Here is a 24752-nt window from a genome sequence, read left to right on the forward strand (position 1 = left end):
TCCTTCCTGCGCGCGCCGGTGCGCATGTCCTTGCTGGCCAGCAGCTTGCTCCTGAGCCAATGGTCGTTGGCAGAATCTGCACCGGTTGATTTCGATGTCCCGGCCGCATCGCTGGAGAAATCCCTGAATGCCGTAGCCCGGCAATCTTCGGCACAGATCCTGTTCGCCAGTGAAATCACGGCCGGCAAGACCGCACCGGCCTTGCGCGGGCGCTACACATTGCAGGAAGCGCTTGAACGGTTGCTCGGCCAAAGCGGGCTGACGGTGCAGGCGCGTGATGAGCAAACGTTCCTGGTGGTCCAGGGGCATACCGCCAACACCTCCCAGGCGCCGGCCCCCACGCCAGGCACAATGGAGCTGTCCAGCCTGACCATCAGCGCCTCGCGGCTCGACAGCGACCTGGTGCCCCAGGCTCGCCAGGTCAATGTCATCGAACACAAACAGTTGGAGCAACTGCGCCAGGGCTCGGACAGCCTGGCCACCTTGCTGGCCAAGAGCATCCCGGGCATGGCCGACTCAAGCCGGACCATTACCGACTACGGGCAAACCTTGCGCGGGCGGACGATGCTGGTGCTGGTCGACGGTGTTCCGCTCAATACCAACCGCGATTCCTCGCGCAACCTGGCGAACATCGACCCCGCGCTGATCGAGCGTATCGAAGTGATCCGTGGCAGCAGTGCGATCTACGGCGCCGGTGCGACTGGAGGCATCATCTCCATCACGACGCGTCCGGCAGGCGGCGAGCCGCGAGCGACCACCAGCCTGAGCGCCGTCTCGCCCTTGAGCAAACTGGGTAGCGATGGCCTGGGCGGCCAGTTGCAGCATCATGTTGCCGGGTCCCAGGGCCGGGTGGAGTACGCACTGGACTTTGGTGCCCGCCACATTGGTGCCTCCTACGACGCCAAGGGGCACCGCCTTGCGCCAGAGCCAAGCCAGGGCGATCTGTTCGACTCCAATACCTTCAATGTCGGCGGCAAGTTGGGCTTGCGCCTTGATGATGTGCAGCGCATCCAGCTTTCTGCCAGCCATTACAACGCCGAGCAAAACAGCGACTACACCTCCGACCCGTCCGTGGCCAGGCTTCCTGCGGGCTCGGTGCCTGCGCGCCCGTTGTCCGGCCTGTCGTTGGAGGAGCAGAACCAGATCAAGAACACCCTGCTCAACCTGGAGTACGCCCATGCCGACGTGCTGGGCGGCACGCTCAATGCGCAGATCTACTACCGGGACTACTTCACCCGGTTCACGCCGTTCGATGCCCGCGCAGTGGCGACCCGTGGACGCAATGTCGACCAGGTCATGCAGAACAGTGAAGTGTTTGGCAGCCGGGTCACGCTACGCACGCCGCTGGGGAGCCTGGGCAACACAGAGTTGTTATGGGGCGCTGACTTCAACCAGGAGCGCAGCGACATGCCCATCGACATCTTCGACCCGCGAGCCTTTGACGCCAGCGGCGGCAGGGTGTTTGACAAGATCGGCAAGCTCACCTACATGCCCGACCTGACAACCCGCAGCCTCGGCGGCTTTGCACAGTTGCAGCATAAGCTCAACGAACAATGGTCGGTGGAAGGCGGCGTACGCTACGAATATGCCACTGCCCAGTACGATGACTTTATCCCGCTCTCGGAGTCGGCAGCGACCCAGCCGGCCACTGTTCGCGGGGGCAAGGTGCATTATGATTCGGTGCTGTCCAACATCAGCCTGACCTACTCGCCGGTAGCGGGCCAGGAGGTCTACGCGGCGTTCAGCCAGGGCTTCCAGTTGCCCGATATCGGGGTGCAAATGCGCAATGCCCGGCGTGGATTCGATATCGGCTCCTCCAACCTGGAGCCGGTGAAAACCAACAACTACGAACTGGGCTGGCGCGGCGCGCTGGGCGAGCAGACATTGGCCTCGCTGGCCGTGTTCTACACCACGTCCAAGCTTGGGGATGTGCAGAGTTTCAACAATGGCCTGATCCTGACCCGCACCCAAGAGCGAATCTACGGTGTGGAAGGCAGTGCCGACTGGCTGACCGACGATGAGCGCTGGGGCGCCGGCGGCACCTTTACCTGGATCAAAGGCCGGGAGCAGCCCGAAGGCCGTGGCTGGCAAGACATGACCGGGTATCGCATCCCGCCGCTCAAACTGACCGCGTACCTGGAGTTCAAGCCGACTGAAGCCTGGAGCAACCGCTTGCAGGCCAACTTTTTTGACGGCGCCGACTATCGCCTGGATGGTGTTGCCAGCTTTGGGCGACGCAAGGTCGACAGTTACACCACCGTCGATATGATCAGCCAATACCAACTCAGTGAAAATGATCAGGTCAGCATGGGGGTCCAGAACCTGTTCAATCGCAGTTACTACCCGCTTTACAGTCAACTGATGCGTAGCAGCAACAACACCAGCCACCTGCCTGCGCCAGGCACCGTACTGACGGCAAGCTACACACATCAGTGGTAAACCGCACAGTGTGTGCGCAAGTTGCGTCTGATTGATCCATGATCGCGACACCCATATTGAGCCGGCCTGCCGGGTGTTATAGAACAACACCCTTGCAGTGCCTGCTGAGGCTGTCTAGAGCTTAACTATGGGTTTGAAAATGAAAGTAGAGAAAACCAACAAGATCCTGGCCGCTCCCATTCTCTTCTCGCTTTTGATGCTTCAGTGCGCGCCCGCATGGTCCGGGCAAGTCACAGGCGCTGTTTCCAATGATTTGACGGCAGCCGTTGCCTGGAGGCAGACGGCTGCTGAATTCGAGGCGCTCTACTATCAAGGTTTCAACGTCGCCAAGATGCGCCTGGACAGCGCTCTGCAAGCGCATAAGGCCGGTGATCGGCCGTTGGCGATTATCAGTGACATCGACGACACCGTGTTGAGCAGCAATAGCTATTGGGGCTACATGATCAATTCGGACAAAGAGTTCTTCGATGATGCCGCCTGGGACCAATGGGTGGCTGAAAACGGCCCGGTGGCCACCCCCGGTGCAGTGGAGTTCTTGAGTTATGCGCAAGCCAAAGGGGTCGAGGTTTTCTACGTCACGAGCCGTGACCAGGGCGAAAAAACCTATGAGTACGCCTTGGCCAACCTGCGCAAGAACAAGCTGCCCTTTGCCGATGAAAAGCACCTGACGGTTTATCGCGACTCTTCCAATAAAGAGCCCCGGCAGATAGAAATTGCCAAGGATTATGAGGTGGTCGTGATGCTGGGCGACAACCTCAATGACTTCAAACGCAAGTACTACGTGTCTGATGTGCAGCAACGCATGGCGTTGATGACCGAGGATAAACAACAGTTCGGGCGCAAGTTTATTCTCTTCCCCAACCCCACCGATGGGCATTGGCTCAAAGCCATCTTTGGTGATTCCGAGCCGCCCGCCACACCGCAAAACAGCGCCAAATTCAAGGCTGCAGCCGGCTCCAAGGCTTGGCAGCCCTGATCAAGCAGGTTGACCCAAAAGGGCTTGCCACGGTTTGAGCCTTGCACATCGTGGCAAGCCCTGATTGGATTACATCCCCTCACAAACTTTATTGATTTGCAGCAACAATTTTTCTTGTTGGACACCCTCCGCTCCAAGCGGCAAAGATGCCCGCCAGTGACCCTCGACCTACCCGGTCAATAATAAAAATCCGCGTCGGGCTGCCCGTTATCGTTTATCGGCGATGCAGGCGTCGCAGCACGCAATCAAGGACTCAACGCCATGCAAACTGTTGTGAACCTGTGGCCGCTGATTGGCGTGCTCGTCATCGTGGTCGGCTTTGTGTTGCGCTTCAATCCGTTGCTGGTGGTAACGGCGGCGGCGATTGCCACCGGATTTGCCGCGCACTTCCCCCTGGAAAAAATCCTCGCCACCATGGGCGATGGCTTCCTGCAGACCCGCGCTTTGCAACTGATCCTGTTGCTGCCCCTGGCCGTTATCGGCCTGCTGGAGCGCCATGGCCTGCGCCTGCACGCGCAGAACTGGATTGCGCGCTTCGAGCGCGCCACCGTCGGGCGCCTGTTGATCATCTATCTGTTTGTTCGTGAGTCCACGGCGGCCATGGGCCTGACCAGCCTTGGCGGGCACCCGCAAATGGTGCGCCCGTTGCTGGCGCCCATGGCGGAAGGCGCTGCCGAGAAACGCTTCGGAAAACTGCCGGACAAGGTGCGGCACAAGGTCCTGGCGATGTGCGCCGCCACAGACAACGTGGGGCTGTTTTTTGGTGAAGACATCTTCGTGGCCTTTGGTGCGATTGCCCTGATGCATACCTTCCTGCTGGGTTCGGGTATTGATGTCGAGCCGCTGCATATTGCGGTGTGGGGCATCCCCACGGCGATTTGTGCGTTCATTGTGCATGCCATACGCTTGCATCGCTTTGACCGAAGGCTGACCCGTGAGCTGACGGCCACTGCGCCAGTCACCGCTCAGTCGGAGGCCGCGCAATGATCATTTCCATCCAATACCTGTACTGGCTCGCCGGCGTTTTGTTGCTGATTACGGCGGGCATGATCCTGGCTGACCGGACCCATCCCAAGCGTTGGTCAAGCGCGTTGTTCTGGTTGCTGTTCGCCATTCCGTTTTTGGTGGGCGAGCACCTGCCGTCGGTGGTGGTGGGTGTTGGCGTGGTGCTGATGGCACTGATCGCCGGGCTCGGCGGGGTAGGGCGTGGCACCCATGCCGAGTTGCATGACAAGGCGTCCCGCGCCAGCGCTGGCCGGCTGGGCCATAAACTATTTATTCCGGCCCTGGCCATTCCGTTGACCACGGTGATTGGCTCGGTGCTGCTCAAGAACACCGAGATTGGTGGCGTGCCGCTGCTGGATCCGAAGAACACCACGTTCGTGTCCCTGGGGCTCGGTTGCCTGATTGCCCTGGGGTTGGCCTGCTGGCTGACCCGCGATACGCCGGTGCAGGCCTTGCGTGAATCGCGACGCCTGACCGAAGCCCTGGGCTGGGCCATGGTGCTGCCGCAGATGCTGGCCATGCTCGGCCTGCTGTTCAACGAAGCCGGCGTTGGCACGGCCGTGGCTCATGTCACCACCACCTACATCAACCTGGATTACAAGTTGGTGGCGGTGATGGTCTACGTGCTGGGCATGGCGCTGTTCACCGTGATCATGGGTAACGGCTTCGCCGCCTTCCCGGTCATGACCGGCGGGGTTGGCGTGCCGGTACTGGTGGGCATTTATGGCGGCAACCCGGCGGTGATGGCGGCCATCGGCATGTTTTCCGGGTACTGCGGCACGCTGATGACCCCGATGGCGGCGAACTTCAATATTGTGCCTGCGGCGCTCCTGGAGTTACCGGACAAAAACGCGGTGATCAAGGCGCAGATGCCCACGGCGTTGATGATGTTGCTGGTCAATATCGTCCTTCTTTATGTATTGATGTGAGGTGGTGATGGGGACTGTGCTGCTGACGGGTTTCGAGCCGTTCGATCAAGACCTGATCAACCCGTCCTGGGAGGCAGTGCGCCTGCTCGATGGGGTGCAACTGCAAGACGGTGTGACAATCGTCGCCCGCCAATTGCCCTGTGCCTTCGCCACTGTCGGCGCCTGCCTGGAACAGTTATTGGCCGAGCATCGACCGCAACTGGTGATTGCTACCGGGCTGGGGCCTGGGCGCAGTGATATTTCCATCGAGCGGGTTGCGATCAATCTCAACGATGCACGGATCCCGGACAACCTCGGTGCCCAGCCCGTGGATACGGCAGTGATTCCTGGGGGGCCTGCTGCCTACTTCAGCACTTTGCCGGTCAAGGCCATGGTCAAGGCGCTACGCACGGCCGGAATTGCCGCCTCGGTCTCGCACACAGCGGGCACTTTCGTATGCAATCAGGTGTTCTACAGCTTGCAGCATGCGTTGGCGGGGTCGGGAGTGCGCAGTGGGTTTATCCATGTGCCTTTTCTGCCAGGGCAGGCGGCCGAGCCTCAGCCCTCGATGGCGTTGGCGACAACGGTTGAAGGGCTGCGGGTGGCAATCCTGGCCGCCTGGAATACGCCACGTGACATCGCCGAGAGCGCTGGCCAGGTCTGCTGATGACGGCCGATCCGCCGTTTACAACGCCTGGGCTGATCCGTAGATTGCATCACGGCCCAACCACGGGCGACGAGCGCACGAGGAAACCCAGCAGTGTCCGCCAAACATCCGGCCGTATTTGATCGCCAGTACCGTGCATTTCTGTTTGATATGGATGGCACGCTCCTTAACTCCATCGCCGCCGCAGAGCGGGTCTGGGCTGCCTGGGCGCTGCGCCATGGCCTGGACGTCGAGGCGTTCCTGACCACCATCCATGGCGTGCGGGCTATCGACACGATCAGCCGCCAGGCCTTGCCAGGGGTGGACGCGCACGCGCAAGCGCGCGCTATTACCGAGGCAGAGATCGAGGACGTGGAGGGCGTGGTGGCAATCCCAGGTGCCGTGGCCTTTTTGCAGAGCTTGCCTGCGCACTGCTGGGCCGTGGTCACTTCTGCGCCCAAGGCCCTTGCGTTGAGCCGTATGCACGCCGCAGGCCTGGTCCCGCCGGCCGTCATGGTTACGGCTGAGGATGTGACCAATGGCAAGCCGGACCCGACCTGTTATCTGCTCGGCGCGCAGCGTTTGGGAGTGCCGATAGGCGAGTGCCTGGTGTTCGAGGATGCAGCGGCGGGCATTCGTGCAGGCGAGGCGGCGGGCGCGGACGTGGTAGTGGTGACATCCACCCATGGCGAGCCGATGCTGACGGAGCATGGGACTATTGCAAATTATAACGACGTGCGTGCCCAGTGCGATGCTGATGGCCGGCTGCGCCTGCTGCCGTCTACAACGGCTTGAATGCCATGCCGCGCCGGGTCAGCAGGATGTTTTGCGCGCCAATCCACTGGTGGCCCAGAGGGTCGACAATGTGCCCAAGGGTGAAGGTGCCCGTGATCAGTTTCAGCAGATAAAGCTCGCGCAGGCCAGCGAGGATTTCTTCGGGCTTGCCCCGCAGTTCGCTGGAGGATTTCGGGTTATCTACCGAGAGTTGTTCGATCAGGGACTGTAGGTGCTTGGCGTTATGTTCTATGTCCATATCGATAATGTTTTTTATGAAAGATATGGGTATGGGTGCTACCGACGTGGATAGTTCCTCATAGTTTGAATATAGGATCCAGTCGGTGTTTCAAGAAGGGGTTTTCTGGTGACCACGCCCAAATGCGCGGCGGTTGAGTTTGCGCTGGATCGCAGCCTGAAGGGGCTTGAGGCAGAAGCAGAACAGATAGCCACCGAGAAACAGCGCCAGGTCAGGCCAAGAATCGGCATCCTGCGCGGGGGTACTGCCTTCCATGTAAAACCTGAGGCCGTATCCGATTGTCACGAAAGCCAGGGCAATCAGTAGGGCAATCATCCAGGATTTGTAGGCATAAGGCTCTTTGAGGGATCGCCTCATCAACGCGCTCCGAATGCACCGTAAGGTTTTGTTACGTTCCTGGAGAGATTTGTCTGCTAAATGTGCAGCAAGTTCCGTGGCTGAACCTGTGTGCTGACCACTGGTGGCGGGGCCTGGCGCAAGTTGCGCGGATCACGGGATTCCGTGGGCAGGCCAAGGGGCTTTCGCCAGCCGTTACAGGGGCGAGCGGGCTGGCTACTGGGGAGGCTTCAAGGTGTTTCGCGTTTGTCCGGTGCAGTCAGGCCTGCCTGGATGCGCTGGTAAATCTCTTCGCGATGCACGGCAACATCCTTGGGAGCATTGATGCCGATTCTTACTTGCTGGCCGCTAACGCCCAGAATGGTGATAGTAATGTCATCACCGATATTTATGCTTTCACCGACTTTGCGGGTGAGTATCAGCATGGACTTCTCCTTGATTGCTTTGAAGGACGCATGTTTCTAACAGGGCGGATGTCGGTTGTGTGTAGCTTACTGTGAAGCGCTTCCCTGTGGCTGCCTCTTTAGGACGCATGGAGGCGGCATTAATTCCCATGGCGCCATCATACAGGTCTGGGAAACATCCTTCGCAATGTTTAAGCCAACGTTTATGACGGCCAGAATAGACAGTGAATGATAAAGTTGCCTCTTTGATCCTTAAAGGGGCAGGGCAGTGCGTAAAGTAGCGATGGCAATTGTGGTATTGGCGTTGGCCGGATGCGGTGACGGGCCCAATCTCGACACCCCCCGAGACAAGGCTGAAGCCGCCAAGGCCCAGGCTCCTGCGGTTGCCGCTGTGCAGTGGGACATCCTGGTGCGCTCGCCCGACAACAAGCTGCAGGCGCTGAGTGACCTGACCGCCTGGTTGCTGGAAAACGGCTTCACGTTCTATCTGGCCAAGGAAGACGGCAAGGACCTGGTGCTGTTAGGGCCGTTCGCCAGCAAGGCCGAGGCCGAAGCAAAGCAGGCCCAATTGCAGGAAAGGCTGGTGAAAAAGAAGAAAACCGACGCCGAGTCGCTGGTGATCGAGCACAAGGCCCGCCCGTAATACGGTGGTTGGCGGGATCCGTGGATCCCGCTCGCGTTTATCCGCAGGCCTTGAGGTTCACCGGGCCGACGAACTCATTGCCACGCCCCATCACGCAGGCCACGGTCTGATTGCGCTGGCGCTCCCAGGGCTGAACGGGATAGGTACGGTTCCAGGCTTCATACAACTGGCGGTCCTGTTTCGACAGGCGCAGGCCGTATTGTTTGCTCATGTAAAAGTACGTCCGGGCAATCATGCCGCGGATGGATGGCCTGGGCATGACCTTCTTGGCCTTGAAGTCCACCTGGGTCAGGCATGAACCATATTGCCCACCCTGCACCGGCAACCAGCCAAAACTGAAGTTGTTGCGATCGCCATTGACCTCGCCGATGCTCGGCACCAGGTTGTGCAGGTCAGCTTCGGCGCGTTTGAAGACGCTATCGGTACGTGTGCAGTTCTTGCGACCACCGTCCTGCCAGCACTGGCGTTGATGGCCGATCTGCCACGCCGGGACAATGTGTTCCCACTCGATGCGCGCCGCGCGGTTGGCGTTTTTACGGGGAATGTAGCCGCAGGCTTTCAGGTCTACCCGGTTACCCGTGTATTTGCAGCCGCAATAAAACTCCGTGGATTGCGGGGCGTAGAGTTTCCAGGCGATTTTCTTGGCTTCACTGAAGGTGCGTGGGGCTTGGGCGTGGGCGGTGGTGGCAAAAAACACACAGAACAGGGCGATAAAACGGACACTCATTGACTCAATCTTCCTTCGGTACGACCCAGAAAATCTGCACGCCGCCATCATCGCGATAGGCGAGGGTGACGTTGTCGTTTTCTGCGATTTCCTCCAGTAGTCGTGCCCATTCGTCCTCGGGTTCCTCGGGCAGGCGAAAAATCAGCGCGGCCTTGTTTTTTTGCGCGTTGGTGGAATTGATGATTTTTTGCACGCGGATCGCCAGGCGTTGATAGGCGTCGGGAGGTGTCGGTGCTGCGGAGGAGGGCTTGGCCACGGAGGAGTCCTTAATTAGCTGTACGAACATACAGTATTTAACTGTGAGGAAATTCGCAACTGCTTAAAATTCAAGAAGTCCGTGTGACAACGGTTTACGCGGATTGGTGTACAGCGAGGATTTTTTGTAGGAGCCGACTTGCCGGCGATGGCATCCCTGGGACCACCATCGCCGGCAAGGGTTATATCAGTGACTCAGTATTCCCAGAACATGCGTTGCAGTTCTTTGCTGTCCTGGGTCTTGGTCAGGGCGACCATGGCCAGGATGCGGGCTTTTTGCGGGTTCAGGTCATGAGCCACGACCCAGTCGTATTTGTCGTCAGGCTGTTCGGCATTGCGCAGAACGAAACCGCCGGCATTGACGTGGGAAGAGCGAATGATTTGCACGCCTTCCTTACGCAGTTCCTGCAGGGCAGGTACTACCTTGGCCGGTACCGAGCCATTGCCGGTGCCGGCATGGATGATGGCTTTGGCGCCAGCCTGGGCCAGGGCTTTGTAGGCGGTGTCGCTGACGTTGCCATAGCCGTAGGCAATTTCAACATCCGGCAGGCTCTTGATGTTCTTGATATCGAACTCAGAGTTCATGGTGTGACGCTTGGCCGGCTGGCGGAACCAGTAGGACTTGCCTTCTACAACCATGCCCAGTGGGCCCCAGGCACTTTTGAAGGCTTCGGTCTTGATGTTGATCATTTTGCTGACGTCGCGACCCGACTGGATCTCGTCGTTCATGGTCACCAGTACGCCTTTGCCGCGTGCGTCTTTGCTACCGGCTACAGCCACGGCGTTGTACAGGTTGAGCATGCCATCGGCAGACATGGCAGTGCCTGGACGCATGGAGCCCACGACTACGATTGGCTTGTCGGTTTTTTCCACCAGGTTGAGGAAGTAGGCGGTTTCTTCGAGGGTGTCGGTGCCGTGGGTGATCACGATACCGTCCACGTCCTTGCTGTCGGCAAGTTCGGCGACACGACGACCCAGTTGCAGCAGGTTTTCGTTGGTGATGCTTTCGGAAGCAATCTGCATCACCTGCTCACCACGCACGTTGGCGATCTGGCTGAGCTCGGGAATGCCGGCGATCAGTTGTTCGATACCGACTTTGGCGGCCTGGTAGGTGGCGCTGTTGGCAGCGCTGGCGCCGGCGCCGGCGATGGTGCCGCCAGTGGCCAGCACGACCACGTTGGACAGCTTGGTCTTGGATTCAACTTCCTTGGCCTGGGCGGCAACCGGGAAGAGCAGCAGCAGGGCTAAGGCGCCCGGAACAAAGTTCTTGAGTGCAGATTTCATTATTTTTCTCTCTAGTTTTGATGAGTGCGTGTGCAGGTTCATCCAGAACACCCAGGGCTGCGCTGAGCGCCACAAGGTGCTGTTTAAGAGCAGGATTTGTACCAGGCGGATTTTGTTCTAGGTTTGATTTTAACTTATTGATTTAAATCATTTTTTTACATTTAGAAAATTTGCTGGCTTTAACTCGTGTCCGAATTTCCGAACGCTGGCGGCTTCGGCGTTCGGTTGTCCGAAAATCACCCTGGAAAAATCAGCACCACCCTCCTGAAGTGTTCCTGCGCAACTGTCGTTTTAGAGAACGATTACCCAACCCGAATGTTTAGCCCGCACGCGGTCAAGTTGTAAGGCAGGCGCTAGAGCCTGCGCAGGAAAAGCACATTTCTCTCGTTGACAAAATTCAGCAGTCTTCGCATAGTTTGTTTAGCGCAAACGTTTGCGAGCTGTTTCACGAGCACTCCATGAGTGAGGTGAAGGTGCAGGCGTTGCTCACAATAATCATAAGATCGGAGTGAACCCATGAAGCTGCCATTCGCTGGACGTTTACTGGCTGCCGCTGTACTGGCTGCCGCATCCGCTGCCCTGCCTCTCTCCTCTGCATTCGCTGATGACACCGCCGTCAAACCCAAGGTCGGCCTGGTGATGAAGTCTTTGGCCAACGAGTTTTTCGTCACCATGCAAGACGGTGCCAAGGACTATCAGAAAGCCCACGCCGCTGATTTCGACATGATCACCAACGGCATCAAGAACGAAACCGATACCTCGGCGCAGATCGATATCGTCAACCAAATGGTTCTCGCCAAGGTCGACGCCATCGTCATCGCGCCCGCCGACTCCAAGGCGTTGGTCAACGTGCTGAAGAAAGCCTCCGACGCCGGGATCAAGGTGGTCAACATCGATAACCGCCTCGACCCTGAAGTGCTGAAAAGCAAAAACCTCGACGTTCCCTTTGTCGGCCCGGATAACCGTAAGGGTTCGCGCCTGGTCGGCGAGTACCTGGCCAAGCAACTGGCGAGCGGTGACAAGGTTGGGATCATCGAAGGTGTGCCGACCACCACCAACGCCCAGCAACGCACCGCCGGGTTCAAGGATGCGATGGATGCGGCCGGCATGAAGATTGTCTCCGTGCAGTCCGGTAACTGGGAAATTGACCAGGGCAACAAGGTCGCGGCGGCCATGTTGAGCGAATACCCGGACCTCAAGGCACTGCTGGCCGGTAACGACAATATGGCTTTGGGCGCCGTTTCTGCGGTGCGCGCGGCGGGCAAGGCGGGCAAGGTGCAGGTAGTTGGCTACGACAACATTGCCGCGATCAAGCCGATGCTCAACGACGGTCGCGTCCTGGCTACCGCCGACCAGGCGGCTGCACAACAAGCAGTGTTTGGTATCCAGAATGCGCTGAAGCTGGTCAAGGGTGAAAAAGTCGAGTCCGTGGACGGTGTGATCGAAACACCGGTTGAACTCGTCCTCAAGCAATAATCCCTGGCTGCGCACTACAGCGCCCGCTCAGGTCGAGCGGGCGCCTGGAGATTTTCCTATGTCATCTTCCGCACCGGCCACTGTCCTCTCGGTCAGCGGTATCGGTAAGACCTATGCCCAGCCCGTCCTGTCCGACATCACCCTGACGCTCAATCGCGGCGAGGTGCTGGCACTGACCGGCGAGAATGGCGCGGGCAAAAGCACCCTGTCGAAGATCATCGGCGGCCTGGTCACGCCAACCACTGGGCAGATGCAGTTCAACGGCCAGGACTATGCCCCGGCCAGCCGCACCCAGGCAGAAAAGCAGGGGGTTCGCATGGTGATGCAGGAGCTCAACCTGCTGCCGACCCTGACCGTGGCCGAAAACCTGTTCCTCGACAACCTGCCCAGCCGTGGTGGCTGGATCAGCCGCAAGCAACTGCGCAAGGCCGCGATCGAGGCCATGGCGCAAGTGGGCCTGGATGCCATCGATCCAGACACCCTGGTCGGCAGCCTGGGCATCGGCCATCAACAGATGGTCGAGATCGCCCGTAACCTGATCGGCGACTGCCATGTGCTGATCCTCGACGAGCCGACGGCGATGCTCACCGCCCGTGAAGTCGAGATGCTGTTTGAACAAATCACCCGCCTGCAGGCCCGGGGGGTGGCAATTATTTATATTTCCCATCGGCTGGAAGAGCTGGCACGGGTGGCCCAGCGCATTGCGGTGCTGCGTGACGGCCAGTTGGTATGTGTCGAGCCGATGGCCAATTACAACAGCGAGCAACTGGTCACGTTGATGGTCGGTCGCGAGCTGGGCGAGCACATCGACCTCGGCCCGCGCACCATCGGCGCGCCGGCCTTGACGGTGACGGGCCTGACCCGTTCGGACAAGGTTCGTGATGTGTCCTTTGAAGTGCGGGCCGGTGAAATCTACGGCATCTCTGGGTTGATCGGCGCCGGCCGTACTGAGTTGCTGCGCCTGATCTTTGGTGCCGACCTGGCCGACAGTGGCACGGTCGCCCTTGGCTCGCCGGCGCGGGTGGTGAGCATTCGCTCGCCGGTGGACGCGGTGGGGCATGGCATTGCGCTGATCACCGAGGATCGCAAGGGCGAGGGCCTGTTGCTCAGCCAGTCCATCAGCGCCAACACGGCCCTGGGCAATATGGCCAAAGTGTCCAGCGCCGGCCTGGTCAATGGCCGCGATGAAGCGGCCCTGGCCAAGCGCCAGATCGACGCGATGCGTATCCGCAGTTCCAGCCCGGCGCAATTGGTGTCCGAGTTGTCGGGCGGCAATCAGCAAAAGGTGGTGATTGGCCGCTGGCTGGAGCGCGATTGTGCGGTGATGCTGTTTGATGAACCGACCCGTGGCATCGACGTGGGCGCCAAGTTCGATATCTATGCGCTGCTTGGTGACTTGACCCGCCAGGGCAAGGCGCTGGTGGTGGTGTCCAGTGACCTGCGCGAGCTGATGCTGATCTGCGACCGCATCGGGGTGCTGTCTGCCGGGCGCCTGATCGAGACCTTTGAGCGGGACAGCTGGACCCAGGACGAATTGCTTGCCGCCGCATTTGCCGGCTATCAGAAACGTGATGCGCTGCTCAATGAAGCGGCGCCCAGGACAACCCCATGAAAACAGCTACTCCAACCGCAAAAGCCGGCGGTAATTTCTACGGCCTGGGCACTTACCTGGGCCTGGCCGGCGCCTTGCTGGCCATGATCGCGCTGTTCTCGGCTCTGAGCAGCCACTTTTGGTCCTATGACACGTTCAGCACCATCGCCAACCAGATTCCCGACCTGATGGTGCTGGCGGTGGGCATGACGTTCATCCTGATCATTGGCGGCATCGACCTGTCGGTGGGTTCGGTGCTGGCCCTGGCCGCGTCTGCGGTCAGCGTGGCGATCCTCGGCTGGGGCTGGAGCGTGGTCCCGGCAGCGCTGCTCGGCATGGGTTGCGCGGCACTGGCCGGGACCATCACCGGCTCGATCACCGTGGCCTGGCGGATTCCGTCGTTCATTGTGTCCCTGGGCGTGCTGGAAATGGCCCGTGGCGCGGCCTACCAGATGACCGGGTCGCGCACTGCCTATATCGGCGACTCTTTCGCCTGGCTGTCCAACCCGGTGGCCTTTGGTATCTCGCCATCATTCATCATTGCGCTGCTGGTGATTATCGTCGCCCAGGCAGTACTGACGCGTACCGTCTTTGGGCGCTACCTGATCGGCATCGGCACCAATGAAGAAGCGGTGCGTCTGGCGGGGATCAATCCAAAACCCTACAAGATCCTGGTGTTCAGCCTGATGGGGCTGTTGGCTGGGGTGGCAGCACTGTTCCAGATTTCCCGCCTGGAAGCGGCCGACCCGAATGCGGGCTCCGGCCTGGAGCTGCAGGTGATTGCCGCAGTGGTGATCGGCGGCACCAGCCTGATGGGCGGGCGTGGCTCGGTGATCAGCACGTTCTTCGGGGTGCTGATCATTTCGGTATTGGCGGCCGGCCTGGCGCAGATCGGCGCGACCGAACCGACCAAGCGCATCATTACCGGCGCCGTGATCGTGATTGCAGTGGTGCTCGACACCTACCGCAGTCAACGCGCCAGTCGGCGGGGCTGAGCCATGGCAACCATCAAGGATGTGGCGGCGCTGGCGGGCATTTCCTACACCACGGTATCCCATGTGGTGAACAGGACCCGTCCGGTCAGCGAGCCCGTGCGGCTCAAGGTCGAAGCTGCGATCAAGCAGCTGGACTATGTACCCAGTGCGGTCGCCCGCTCGCTGAAGGCCAAGACCACCGCGACCATCGGCTTGCTGGTGCCCAACAGCCTCAACCCGTATTTCGCTGAGCTGGCCAGGGGCATCGAGGACTACTGCGAGCGCAATGGCTACTGCGTGATCCTGTGCAATTCCGACGATAACGCCGAGAAGCAGCGCAATTATTTGCGGGTGCTGCTGGAGAAGCGTGTCGACGGCTTGATCGTCACCTCGGTCGGCGGTGATGACAGTGGCCTGGCCACGGGCCTCAAGGCGGTGCGCACGCCCATGGTCATTGTCGACCGGGGCCTGGAGGGCGTTGATGTGGATCTGGTGCGCATCGATCACGAGCAGGGCGCGTACCTGGCAACCCGGCATTTGCTGGAGCTGGGGCACCGGGATATCGCCTGTATCGGTGGGCCCGCGCACACGCGTGTCGCGCAGATGCGCCTGGCCGGTTACCAGCGTGCGTTGCAGGAGGCCGGGATTGTCGTGTCTGCCAGTCGCGTGCTGGAGAGCGATTTTACCAGTACCGGCGGCTATGCGGCGGCGGTGCAGTTGTTGGCGGACCAACCGCCCAGCGCGATATTCGCCGGCAACGACATGATCGGTTTCGGTGTGCTGCGCGCGGCCGCCGAGCGCAACCTGCGGGTGCCTGCCGAGCTGTCGGTGATAGGTTTTGATGACATTCAAATGAGCCGCTATGTGTACCCCGCGTTGACCACCGTGGGCCAGTCGATCCTGCAATTGGGGGAAACGGCGGCGGAGTTGTTATTGCGACGGATTGCGACACCACAATTGCCGGCTGACCAGCGCATTGTCACGCCGAGCATTGTCTTGCGTGAGTCAACGGCGCCGTTGGCTGGCGTGTTTGCCTCAAACCGCTGAACGAATTGATGAGTATTGATGTATGCCAGCAACAGTAGTGGTAGTAGGCAGTTTGAACATGGACCTGGTGACCCGGGCCAGCCGGCTGCCTCGCGGCGGTGAAACCCTGGTGGGCCAGTCGTTTGCCACGGTGCCGGGCGGCAAGGGCGCCAATCAGGCGGTCGCTGCGGCGCGTCTGGGGGCTGACGTTGCGATGATTGGCTGTGTGGGCAGCGATGCCTACGGCGCCCAACTGCGCGATGCGCTGGTGGTGGAGGGTATCGACTGCCAGGCGGTCAGTGAGGTGCAGGGCTCCAGTGGCGTCGCGCTGATTGTGGTCGATGATAGTAGCCAGAATGCGATTGTGATTGTCGCTGGTAGCAACGGCCAGCTGACACCCGCGTCGCTGCTGGCGTTCGACGCCGTGCTGCAAGCGGCGCAGGTGATTGTCTGCCAGCTCGAAGTGCCGATGGATACCGTGGGGTATGCCCTCAAGCGCGGTCGTGAACTGGGCAAGACGGTAATCCTCAACCCCGCGCCCGCCAGTGGCCCGTTACCGGCAGACTGGTACGCCGCGATCGATTACCTGATCCCCAACGAGAGTGAAGCGTCGGCCTTGAGCGGTGTGCCGGTGGACTCGCTGGAAACAGCCAAGGTCGCGGCTGCCCATTTGCTAAAAGCCGGGGCAGGCAAGGTCATTGTGACCCTTGGCTCGCAGGGCGCACTGTTCGCCGATGGCCAGGGCTTCGAGCATTTGCTGGCGCCCAAGGTGCAGGCCGTGGATACCACAGCGGCGGGCGACACCTTTGTCGGTGGTTTTGCCGCGGCACTGGCCAATGGTCAGGGTGAGGCCGAGGCCATTCGTTTCGGCCAGGTCGCGGCGGCCCTGTCGGTCACCCGTGCCGGTGCGCAACCCTCCATTCCTACACTGCATGACGTTCAAGGCGTTGCTCGCCCATGAAAAAGACTCCATTGCTCAACATTGCCCTGTCGCGGCTGATTGCCTCTCTTGGCCACGGCGACATCCTGGTGATCGGTGATGCCGGTCTGCCAGTGCCGCCGGGCGTGGAACTGATCGATCTGGCGCTGACCCAGGGCATTCCCGATTTCATCAGCACCCTGCGCGTGGTGCTCAGCGAGATGCAGGTTGAAAGCCACGTATTGGCCGAGGAAATCCTGCTCAAGCAGCCGCCGGCGCTGGCGGATCTCAACGCGCTCGACCAGGGTGGCCTGGGTGAGCGTCGCCTGCTCAGTCATGAACAATTCAAGTTGCTCAGCCACAAGGCACGCGCGGTGGTGCGTACAGGCGAGTGCCAGCCGTACTGTAATATCGCGCTGGTGTCTGGCGTGACTTTCTAGCATTTCCCACAATGACAAGGAGTGCGTCATGCAACGTAGAACCCCAACCCTGCGACACCTGTTTCGGAGTGTGCTGCTTTTGTCCGTACTAACTGCTGCAAGCGCCCAGGCGGCGGAAAAAATCGACCTGATCATTGATACCGATCCGGGTGCAGACGATGTGGTCGCGCTGCTGTTTGCGATGGCGTCGCCACAGGAACTGAATATCCGGGCATTGACCACCGTGGCCGGCAACGTGCGCCTGGACAAGACCTCGCGCAATGCCCGGTTGGCCCGTGAGTGGGCGGGCCGTGAAGAGATTCCGGTGTATGCCGGCGCGCCGCAGCCGCTGCTGCGCACGCCGATCTATGCCGAGAATATCCATGGCAAGGAAGGCATTTCCGGGGTCACCGTACATGAGCCGAAAAAAGGCCTGGCCGAAGGCAATGCGGTGGACTACCTGATCAAGACCCTGAGCACCGCCAAGCCCCATAGCATCACCATTGCCATGCTCGGCCCGCAGACCAACCTGGCGCTGGCACTGACCCAGGCGCCGCAAATCACCCAGGGCATCAAGGAGGTGGTGGTCATGGGCGGCGCGCATTTTAATGGCGGCAACATTACCCCGGTGGCCGAGTTCAACCTGTTTGCCGATCCGGCGGCTGCTGAAATTGTCCTCAAAAGTGGCGTCAAGCTGACCTACCTGCCGCTGGACGTGACCCACAAGATACTCACCAGCGACGCGCGCCTGAAGAAGATCGCCGACCTGAACAACAACGCCAGCAAAGTGGTGGGCGATATTCTCAATGAATACGTCAAAGGCGATATGGAGCACTACGGTATGAGCGGCGGCCCGGTGCATGATGCCACCGTGATCGGCTACCTGCTCAAGCCTGAGCTGTTCACCGGGCGCCAGGCCAATTTGGTGGTTGATAGCCGCGAAGGCCCGACGTTCGGCCAGACCATCGTCGATTGGTACGATGGCCTCAAGCACGACAAGAACGTGTTCTGGGTGGAAAGCGGCGATGCCCAGGGCTTCTTCGACCTGCTCACCGAACGCCTGGCGCGCCTGAAGTAAGCGGCCTGTTGGCGGGTTTCTATTCGCGCTGGGGGTCTTCGACGCCCATATGGTCGGCCGGGTATTTTTCGAATATCTGGCCGATAAAGGCTTGTGCGGCCTGGGTGCCCAGTTCCTTGACCAGCAGGTCTATGCCGATGATTGCCAATTCTTCCGGGCTGCCTGGGCTGTAGGAGCTTTGCCCTTGGGGCCACTTGGCTTTGATATCGGCATTGATGGTAACGATGGTCATCGGGTTCTCGCGGTTCGCAAAGGCTGGAATGGCCTGCAGAGTTAACCATCTTGCGCCGCGTTTGGCACTGCTACTTAGGCATGAGGGGAGGGCTGTGCGACACTGGTACTTTGTTTAATTGCCAGGACAAGCCACGTGCACATCGATTTGACCAACCCCAAGAGCCTCACATTGGAAGCCGTTCGCCAAATGATTGCCAGTGCCAGCGACGACCAGCACACCCAATTGCGGGTGACCAAGGCTGGTATCGCCTATATCTCCTCCTGCGTGGTGGGCGGGATGGACGTCAACGGCCTGTTGTTTCGCCTGGAGACCTGGGCGGCAGGGTCTGGCTATGTGGGCCGGATAGCGGCCAGTGATGAGGTATGGGTGACACAGATTTATAACGCGCTGAAACAGAATTGGCCGAATCCGCCGTTTGACTACATCGACGTCTACTGACACTTGTTCATATCTGGTGACGAATGATTCATCCGGCCGTAGGGCCGAGTCAGGCAGACTCGCTTACGGCCAATTGTGACAATTCTGAAACCTATTGGCCAAATCACGGTCGCACGATCTCTGTCCATTTTTATCATAGGAGGCTTCATGCCTTGGAAGCTCGCATCATTCGGTACTTTGTTGGCGGCAACCGTCCTGGCGGGCTGCAGCACTTCGGGTACCTCTGAGCCGGCCAAAGACACGGCTGCGGCTGTTCATACACGCTGTGAATCGAAGGCTGCGGAGTTTGCAATCGGGCAGAAAGCCTCGCCGCAATTGCTGGAGCAGGCCCGTACCCGCGCAGGTGCGCAGAATGCACGCATTCTCAAGCCCAACGATATGATCACCCTTGAATACCGCTCCGATCGCCTGAACCTCAATACCGATGACAACCTGGTGATCACCCGCGTCAACTGCGGCTGATAACGCAGCGCTTTTGTATCGCCCATAAAAAACCCCGTCACATGGACGGGGTTTTTTAGCTCAGCGGAGAATTACTCGCCGCGAACCTGTGCAGCTTGCATACCCTTTTGGCCTTTCTCAGCCACGAAGGAAACGGTTTGGCCTTCTTTCAGGCTTTTGAAACCGTCGCTTTCGATAGCTTTGAAGTGTACGAACAGGTCGTCACCGCCACCTTGAGGAGTGATGAAGCCGAAGCCTTTTTCATCGTTGAACCATTTAACGGTGCCGGTTTGGCGATTAGACATGGTGTATCTCCAAGAAACATATATTTTCAGTAGTACTGTGCTGCTCAGGCCAACTGGGCACACTGGGCTATCATAGTCGAAATGTTCGGCTTGGGAGCCCCCCCAAGGCACTGTTTGCTAATCAATCGCGTTTTCTTCAGTGCCATGGCTGGCTGTAAGCCCCGGTTTACGGGGCTTTAGCACGAAATATCCGCTAGTAAAAAAAGCCGTAAAAGCTGTGTAAATTGTGCGAAATAGCAGTTTTCACAGGGTTTTCAGGTCTTTTTGATGGACTGAATTCTCGTCGTGCTTACTTTTTCTTTACGACCTTGCAGGACGAAATAGCCGCGACTGCTTTGTTTCTAAGCTCCGGGCTGGCGTTCTGGTTGGTCATCAGCTCCTTGATTTCCGCAGTGCTCAATTCTGCGTTGATCTTGTCCGCGCCACATTCGCAATGGGCTTTGGCGGTTTTGGCATCAACGTTCTGGCTTGCAGCAGCGCTGCAGTCCTGAACAAAGCTGTCCCGGGCGCCGGCAGGCCAGTTGGAGGGCGCGGCGGCTTGTGCGCCGATGGAGAACAGGGCCAGGGAAGCGGCAAGGGCGAAGATCGAGGTGCTGCGCATGGTTAGATGCTCCTTGAGTCGATATGACGAACGGCGATTTTCAGTGTGTTTGAGGCCCGTCGTACAGCCCAAGTTCACTTTTGGCTGCAAAAGCCTGGAGTTTGTCGCTACAAGGCGGTAGGGCAGCGCCATGACCGTTCATCTGTGCTAGCATCCACGACCTGGCTTTTTTCATGCCAGGCTTCTTTTGTTTAACTCCAGTCACTCTGGTTCGATTATCGGTTGGCCGAAAGGCTCCTGCCGCTGTAAGGCAGGCGCTCAGCAATGAGCGGCCTGGTGTTGGATCTTGTACTGGCTCATCCCAACCCACGTGACCTTTGGTAGGGGTCACCACTAGGAGAGGAGGCGCCATGCCAACTATTACTCTTCCCGACGGCAGTCAACGTTCATTCGATCATCCGGTTTCCGTAGCCGAGGTCGCCGCATCCATCGGTGCAGGCCTGGCCAAGGCCACCGTGGCCGGCAAGGTCGACGGCAAGCTGGTTGATGCCAGCGACCTGGTCACCTCCGATGCCAGCCTGCAAATCATCACGCCCAAGGATCAAGAGGGGCTGGAGATCATTCGCCACTCTTGCGCGCACCTGATTGGCCATGCGGTCAAGCAGCTGTACCCCACCGCGAAGATGGTGATCGGCCCGGTCATCGACGAAGGCTTCTATTACGACATCGCCTACGAGCGTCCTTTCACTCCGGACGACCTGGCAGCCATCGAACAGCGCATGCACGCACTGATCGAGAAAGATTACGACGTCATCAAGAAAGTCACGCCGCGCGCCGAGGTGATCGACGTGTTCACCGCCCGTGGCGAGGACTACAAGCTGCGTCTGGTGGAAGACATGCCGGACGAGCAGGCCATGGGCCTGTATTACCACGAAGAATATGTCGACATGTGCCGGGGTCCGCACGTGCCGAACACGCGCTTCCTCAAGTCGTTCAAACTGACCAAGTTGTCCGGTGCCTACTGGCGCGGCGATGCGAAGAACGAGCAACTGCAGCGGATCTACGGCACTGCCTGGGCTGACAAGAAGCAGCTGGCTGCCTACATCCAGCGCATCGAAGAAGCCGAAAAACGTGACCATCGCAAGATCGGCAAGCGCCTGAACCTGTTCCACCTCCAGGAAGAAGCGCCGGGCATGGTGTTCTGGCACCCGAACGGCTGGACCCTGTACCAGGTGCTTGAGCAATACATGCGCAAGGTTCAGCGCGAAAACGGCTACCTGGAGATCAAGACTCCGCAGGTCGTTGACCGTAGCCTGTGGGAAAAGTCCGGGCACTGGGCCAACTACGCCGACAACATGTTCACGACCCAGTCGGAAAACCGCGACTACGCCATCAAGCCGATGAACTGCCCGTGCCATGTGCAGGTGTTCAACCAGGGCCTGAAGAGCTACCGCGAGCTGCCGATGCGCCTGGCCGAATTCGGTGCCTGCCACCGTAACGAGCCATCAGGTGCGCTGCACGGCATCATGCGCGTGCGCGGCTTCACCCAGGACGACGCCCACATCTTCTGCACTGAAGAGCAGATGCAGGCCGAGTCCGCCGCGTTCATCAAGCTGACCATGGACGTTTATCGCGATTTCGGCTTTACCGAAGTGGAAATGAAACTGTCCACTCGTCCGGAAAAACGCGTTGGCTCCGACGAGCTGTGGGATCGCGCCGAAGCTGCACTGGCCGCAGCGCTAGACAGTGCGGGCCTTGCGTACGATCTGCAGCCGGGCGAGGGCGCGTTCTACGGTCCTAAAATCGAGTTCTCGCTGAAAGATTGCCTTGGCCGTGTCTGGCAATGTGGTACCTTGCAGCTCGATTTTAACCTGCCGATCCGTTTGGGAGCCGAATACGTCTCCGAAGACAACAGCCGTAAACACCCGGTTATGCTGCACCGGGCGATCCTCGGTTCGTTCGAACGGTTCGTCGGGATCCTGATCGAGCACTACGAGGGCGCTTTCCCTGCGTGGTTGGCTCCGACCCAGGCAGTGATCATGAATATCACTGATAAACAGGCCGATTTTGCCGCTGAAGTTGAAAAAACACTCAACGAAAGCGGATTTCGTGCCAAGTCCGACTTGAGAAATGAAAAGATCGGCTTTAAAATCCGCGAGCATACTTTGCTCAAGGTTCCCTATCTTTTGGTTATCGGAGATCGGGAAGTCGAGATGCAGACTGTCGCTGTGCGTACTCGTGAAGGTGCTGACCTGGGCTCGATGCCCGTCGCCCAGTTCGCTGAGTTCCTCGCGCAAGCGGTTTCCCGGCGTGGTCGCCCAGATTCGGAGTAATTATTATTAAGCGTGAAATGAGACAAGATAAACGAGCTGCACCGAAAGCCCCGATCAACGAGAATATCTCGGCACGCGAGGTTCGGTTAATTGGGGCTGAGGGTGAGCAGCTTGGGATTGTGTCAATTGAAGACGCGCTTCTTAAGGCTGAAGAAGCCAAGCTCGATTTGGTGGAGATTTCCGCCGATGCTGTACCTCCTGTCTGCAAGCTGATGGACTACGGCAAATCGATCTTCGAAAAGAAGAAGCAGATTGCCGCAGCCAAGAAGAACCAGAAGCAGATCCAGGTTAAAGAAATCAAGTTTCGTCCAGGGACGGAGGAAGGGGATTACCAGGTAAAACTGCGCAACCTGGTACGTTTCCTGAGTGATGGGGACAGGGCCAAGGTATCCTTGCGATTCCGCGGCCGTGAGATGGCCCACCAGGAGCTGGGTATGGAACTCCTCAAGCGGGTTGAAGCTGACCTGCTGGAGTACGGTTCCGTCGAACAGCATCCTAAGATGGAAGGACGCCAGCTGATCATGGTCATCGCCCCGAAAAAGAAGAAGTAATCAATAGGGCACGGCAGGCCTTCTGATTATGTTTATCAACTGAATGCGGAGTATCCGAACATGCCAAAGATGAAGACTAAAAGTGGTGCTGCTAAGCGGTTTCTGAAAACTGCTAACGGTATCAAGCACAAGCACGCTTTCAAGAGCCACATCCTGACCAAAATGTCGACCAAGCGTAAGCGTCAACTGCGCGGTAGCAGCTTGCTGCATCCGTCTGACGTGGCAAAAGTCGAGCGCATGCTGCGCCTTCGTTAATTTTGGATCAAGAATAGAGGAAGTAACTCATGGCTCGTGTAAAGCGTGGCGTCATTGCCCGTAAGCGTCACAAAAAAATTCTGAAACTCGCTAAAGGCTACTACGGCGCGCGTTCACGCGTATTCCGTGTTGCCAAGCAAGCGGTAATCAAGGCAGGCCAATACGCCTACCGTGACCGTCGTCAGAAAAAACGTCAGTTCCGCGCTCTGTGGATCGCTCGTATCAATGCTGGTGCTCGTGTTAACGGTCTGTCCTACAGCCGTTTCATCGCTGGCCTGAAAAAAGCGTCCATCGAAATCGACCGTAAGGTTCTGGCTGAACTGGCCGTGAACGAAAAAGCGGTGTTTGCTGCGATTGTCGAGAAAGCTAAAGCCACCTTGGCTTAAGTACCCCCGACAGTCACCCTGGGCTACGCCGTAGTCCAAGGTGGTAAACGTCATAAATAGGGGAAGAGCCTTCAAGCTCTTCCCCTATTTTGTATCTGGAGTCTGTACATGGAAAACCTGGACGCGCTGGTCGCTCAAGCTCTTGAGGCTGTGCAAAGCGCTGAAGATATCAATGCCCTGGAGCAAATCCGGGTTCACTACCTTGGCAAAAAAGGTGAATTGACTCAGGTGATGAAGACCCTGGGCAATCTGCCGGCCGAACAGCGCCCGCAAGTCGGCGCGCTGATCAACGTTGCCAAGGAGCGTGTCACAGAGGTTCTCAATGCGCGCAAGGCGTTGTTCGAGGAGGCCGATCTTGCGGCCAAGCTCGCCGCCGAGTCCATTGACGTGACCCTGCCTGGCCGCGGCCAGACCTCTGGCGGTCTGCATCCGGTTACCCGGACTCTGGAACGTATCGAGCAGTTCTTTACCCACATCGGCTACGGCATTGCCGAAGGCCCTGAGGTCGAAGACGACTATCACAACTTCGAGGCGCTCAACATCCCAGGCCATCACCCGGCCCGGTCGATGCACGACACCTTCTATTTCAATGCGAACATGCTGTTGCGCACCCATACCTCGCCGGTACAGGTCCGCACCATGGAATCGCAGCAGCCGCCGATCCGCATCGTCTGCCCAGGCCGTGTGTACCGTAGCGACTCCGATATCACCCACTCGCCGATGTTCCACCAGGTCGAAGGCCTGCTGGTTGATCGCGATATCAATTTCGCCGACCTCAAAGGCACCATCGAAGAATTCCTGCGGGTGTTCTTCGAAAAAGAACTGGCGGTACGTTTCCGCCCGTCCTACTTCCCGTTCACCGAGCCATCCGCCGAAGTTGATATGGAGTGCGTGATGTGCAGCGGTAAAGGCTGCCGGGTCTGCAAGCAGACTGGCTGGTTGGAAGTCATGGGCTGCGGCATGGTTCACCCCAACGTGCTGCGCATGTCCGGGATCGATCCAGAAGAATTCTCGGGCTTTGCCTTCGGCATGGGCGTCGAGCGTCTGGCCATGCTGCGTTACGGCGTGAACGACTTGCGCCTGTTCTTCGACAACGACTTGCGGTTCCTCGCGCAATTTCGCTAGTCG

General features: G+C 58.9%; 30 protein-coding genes. 21 read left to right on the forward strand and 9 right to left on the reverse strand.

From position 1 onward, the window contains the following. Window positions 1–24 precede the first annotated feature (24 nt). The 6 genes from HBO11_RS01870 to HBO11_RS01895 all read left to right on the forward strand — a co-directional run bounded on the left by HBO11_RS01870 (window position 25) and on the right by HBO11_RS01895 (window position 6769). Window positions 25–2439 (forward strand): TonB-dependent receptor, encoded by a 2415-nt coding sequence (locus HBO11_RS01870; protein WP_169953542.1) that lies wholly within the window; start codon window positions 25–27, stop codon window positions 2437–2439. Between the two features lie 139 nt (window positions 2440–2578). Continuing rightward, a complete protein-coding gene (locus tag HBO11_RS01875) occupies window positions 2579–3415 on the forward strand; it encodes a 5'-nucleotidase, lipoprotein e(P4) family (protein WP_169953546.1) in 837 nt (278 codons plus the stop codon). 261 nt (window positions 3416–3676) lie between these two features. Continuing rightward, on the forward strand, window positions 3677–4402 hold the full coding sequence (locus HBO11_RS01880; protein ID WP_169953482.1) for a DUF969 domain-containing protein: 726 nt from the start codon (window positions 3677–3679) through the stop codon (window positions 4400–4402). After that, on the forward strand, window positions 4399–5349 hold the full coding sequence (locus HBO11_RS01885; RefSeq protein WP_169953484.1) for a DUF979 domain-containing protein: 951 nt from the start codon (window positions 4399–4401) through the stop codon (window positions 5347–5349). Before HBO11_RS01880 ends, HBO11_RS01885 begins: the two co-directional genes overlap by 4 nt. A gap of 7 nt (window positions 5350–5356) precedes the next feature. After that, entirely contained in the window at window positions 5357–5995 is a 639-nt protein-coding gene (gene pcp, locus HBO11_RS01890) for a pyroglutamyl-peptidase I (RefSeq protein WP_169953486.1), read from the forward strand. 93 nt (window positions 5996–6088) lie between these two features. Then, complete coding sequence (locus tag HBO11_RS01895) at window positions 6089–6769, forward strand: HAD family hydrolase (RefSeq protein ID WP_169953488.1); 681 nt, start codon at window positions 6089–6091, stop codon at window positions 6767–6769. Here HBO11_RS01895 and HBO11_RS01900 read toward each other — a convergent pair. The 3 genes from HBO11_RS01900 to csrA all read right to left on the reverse strand — a co-directional run bounded on the left by HBO11_RS01900 (window position 6756) and on the right by csrA (window position 7768). After that, window positions 6756–7007 carry a hypothetical protein gene (locus tag HBO11_RS01900; RefSeq protein WP_169953490.1) on the reverse strand — a complete coding sequence of 84 codons (252 nt, stop codon included), beginning with the start codon at window positions 7005–7007 and terminating at the stop codon, window positions 6756–6758. The two genes, HBO11_RS01895 and HBO11_RS01900, sit on opposite strands and share 14 nt — an antisense overlap. A 90-nt stretch (window positions 7008–7097) precedes the next feature. Continuing rightward, window positions 7098–7364: a hypothetical protein gene (locus HBO11_RS28540; RefSeq protein ID WP_170043459.1), complete on the reverse strand. Its 267-nt coding sequence runs from the start codon at window positions 7362–7364 to the stop codon at window positions 7098–7100. Between the two features lie 209 nt (window positions 7365–7573). After that, complete coding sequence (csrA, locus tag HBO11_RS01910; RefSeq protein WP_007920550.1) at window positions 7574–7768, reverse strand: carbon storage regulator CsrA; 195 nt, start codon at window positions 7766–7768, stop codon at window positions 7574–7576. A 247-nt stretch (window positions 7769–8015) separates the two neighbouring features. Here csrA and HBO11_RS01915 point away from each other — a divergent pair, with 247 nt between their 5' ends. Beyond that, window positions 8016–8390, forward strand: a complete 375-nt coding sequence (locus tag HBO11_RS01915; RefSeq protein WP_346266867.1) for an SPOR domain-containing protein — start codon at window positions 8016–8018, stop codon at window positions 8388–8390. Window positions 8391–8427: 37 nt separating this feature from the next. Here HBO11_RS01915 and HBO11_RS01920 read toward each other — a convergent pair whose 3' ends face one another. The 3 genes from HBO11_RS01920 to HBO11_RS01930 all read right to left on the reverse strand — a co-directional run bounded on the left by HBO11_RS01920 (window position 8428) and on the right by HBO11_RS01930 (window position 10656). Then, window positions 8428–9117, reverse strand: a complete 690-nt coding sequence (locus HBO11_RS01920) for an endonuclease I family protein (protein ID WP_169953494.1) — start codon at window positions 9115–9117, stop codon at window positions 8428–8430. Window positions 9118–9121: 4 nt separating this feature from the next. After that, window positions 9122–9373: a DUF1654 domain-containing protein gene (locus HBO11_RS01925; protein WP_057438624.1), complete on the reverse strand. Its 252-nt coding sequence runs from the start codon at window positions 9371–9373 to the stop codon at window positions 9122–9124. Window positions 9374–9567: 194 nt separating this feature from the next. Then, a complete protein-coding gene (locus HBO11_RS01930) occupies window positions 9568–10656 on the reverse strand; it encodes an asparaginase (RefSeq protein ID WP_057438625.1) in 1089 nt (362 codons plus the stop codon). A 516-nt stretch (window positions 10657–11172) separates the two neighbouring features. Between HBO11_RS01930 and HBO11_RS01935 the strand changes: the two genes are divergently transcribed. From HBO11_RS01935 to HBO11_RS01965, 7 genes are read left to right on the forward strand one after another with little or no spacing between them, the layout of a single operon-like run. Then, window positions 11173–12132 carry a sugar ABC transporter substrate-binding protein gene (locus HBO11_RS01935; protein ID WP_169953496.1) on the forward strand — a complete coding sequence of 320 codons (960 nt, stop codon included), beginning with the start codon at window positions 11173–11175 and terminating at the stop codon, window positions 12130–12132. Window positions 12133–12190: 58 nt separating this feature from the next. Beyond that, window positions 12191–13744, forward strand: a complete 1554-nt coding sequence (locus HBO11_RS01940; RefSeq protein ID WP_169953498.1) for a sugar ABC transporter ATP-binding protein — start codon at window positions 12191–12193, stop codon at window positions 13742–13744. Beyond that, on the forward strand, window positions 13741–14718 hold the full coding sequence (locus HBO11_RS01945) for an ABC transporter permease (RefSeq protein ID WP_169953500.1): 978 nt from the start codon (window positions 13741–13743) through the stop codon (window positions 14716–14718). The genes HBO11_RS01940 and HBO11_RS01945 overlap by 4 nt, the downstream gene beginning before the upstream one ends. Window positions 14719–14721: 3 nt before the next feature. Then, entirely contained in the window at window positions 14722–15744 is a 1023-nt protein-coding gene (locus HBO11_RS01950; RefSeq protein ID WP_169953502.1) for a LacI family DNA-binding transcriptional regulator, read from the forward strand. Between the two features lie 22 nt (window positions 15745–15766). Continuing rightward, window positions 15767–16684 (forward strand): ribokinase, encoded by a 918-nt coding sequence (rbsK, locus tag HBO11_RS01955; RefSeq protein ID WP_169953504.1) that lies wholly within the window; start codon window positions 15767–15769, stop codon window positions 16682–16684. Next, entirely contained in the window at window positions 16681–17082 is a 402-nt protein-coding gene (gene rbsD, locus HBO11_RS01960; RefSeq protein WP_169953506.1) for a D-ribose pyranase, read from the forward strand. The genes rbsK and rbsD overlap by 4 nt, the downstream gene beginning before the upstream one ends. Window positions 17083–17110: 28 nt before the next feature. Beyond that, window positions 17111–18139 carry a nucleoside hydrolase gene (locus HBO11_RS01965; RefSeq protein WP_169953508.1) on the forward strand — a complete coding sequence of 343 codons (1029 nt, stop codon included), beginning with the start codon at window positions 17111–17113 and terminating at the stop codon, window positions 18137–18139. A gap of 19 nt (window positions 18140–18158) precedes the next feature. Here the strand turns inward: HBO11_RS01965 and HBO11_RS01970 are convergent, their stop codons facing one another. Then, entirely contained in the window at window positions 18159–18371 is a 213-nt protein-coding gene (locus HBO11_RS01970; RefSeq protein ID WP_169953509.1) for a hypothetical protein, read from the reverse strand. Between the two features lie 135 nt (window positions 18372–18506). On the opposite strand from HBO11_RS01970, the gene HBO11_RS01975 reads away from it, so the two are divergent. Both HBO11_RS01975 and HBO11_RS01980 read left to right on the forward strand, forming a co-directional pair. Continuing rightward, window positions 18507–18812 carry a hypothetical protein gene (locus tag HBO11_RS01975; RefSeq protein ID WP_169953510.1) on the forward strand — a complete coding sequence of 102 codons (306 nt, stop codon included), beginning with the start codon at window positions 18507–18509 and terminating at the stop codon, window positions 18810–18812. 147 nt (window positions 18813–18959) lie between these two features. Continuing rightward, on the forward strand, window positions 18960–19274 hold the full coding sequence (locus HBO11_RS01980; protein ID WP_169953511.1) for an I78 family peptidase inhibitor: 315 nt from the start codon (window positions 18960–18962) through the stop codon (window positions 19272–19274). 71 nt (window positions 19275–19345) lie between these two features. Here HBO11_RS01980 and HBO11_RS01985 read toward each other — a convergent pair whose 3' ends face one another. Next, entirely contained in the window at window positions 19346–19558 is a 213-nt protein-coding gene (locus HBO11_RS01985; RefSeq protein WP_003234260.1) for a cold-shock protein, read from the reverse strand. Window positions 19559–19847: 289 nt separating this feature from the next. Next, complete coding sequence (locus tag HBO11_RS01990) at window positions 19848–20159, reverse strand: hypothetical protein (protein WP_169953512.1); 312 nt, start codon at window positions 20157–20159, stop codon at window positions 19848–19850. A 350-nt stretch (window positions 20160–20509) separates the two neighbouring features. On the opposite strand from HBO11_RS01990, the gene thrS reads away from it, so the two are divergent. The 5 genes from thrS (at window position 20510) to pheS (ending at window position 24749) form a co-directional block, all read left to right on the forward strand. After that, entirely contained in the window at window positions 20510–22432 is a 1923-nt protein-coding gene (gene thrS, locus HBO11_RS01995; RefSeq protein WP_169953513.1) for a threonine--tRNA ligase, read from the forward strand. Then, the gene (gene infC / locus HBO11_RS02000) at window positions 22432–22983 is read left to right on the forward strand and encodes a translation initiation factor IF-3 (RefSeq protein ID WP_169851780.1); all 552 of its coding nucleotides are present in this window, start codon (window positions 22432–22434) and stop codon (window positions 22981–22983) included. Before thrS ends, infC begins: the two co-directional genes overlap by 1 nt. A gap of 60 nt (window positions 22984–23043) precedes the next feature. Continuing rightward, window positions 23044–23238 (forward strand): 50S ribosomal protein L35, encoded by a 195-nt coding sequence (gene rpmI, locus HBO11_RS02005; protein WP_002553160.1) that lies wholly within the window; start codon window positions 23044–23046, stop codon window positions 23236–23238. A 29-nt stretch (window positions 23239–23267) separates the two neighbouring features. Beyond that, window positions 23268–23624: a 50S ribosomal protein L20 gene (rplT, locus tag HBO11_RS02010; protein WP_003174975.1), complete on the forward strand. Its 357-nt coding sequence runs from the start codon at window positions 23268–23270 to the stop codon at window positions 23622–23624. Window positions 23625–23732: 108 nt separating this feature from the next. Beyond that, a complete protein-coding gene (gene pheS / locus HBO11_RS02015; RefSeq protein WP_169953514.1) occupies window positions 23733–24749 on the forward strand; it encodes a phenylalanine--tRNA ligase subunit alpha in 1017 nt (338 codons plus the stop codon). The last annotated feature ends 3 nt before the right edge of the window (window positions 24750–24752 follow it).

It is taken from the genome of Pseudomonas sp. WS 5010 (assembly GCF_012985565.1).
GTDB lineage: Bacteria > Pseudomonadota > Gammaproteobacteria > Pseudomonadales > Pseudomonadaceae > Aquipseudomonas.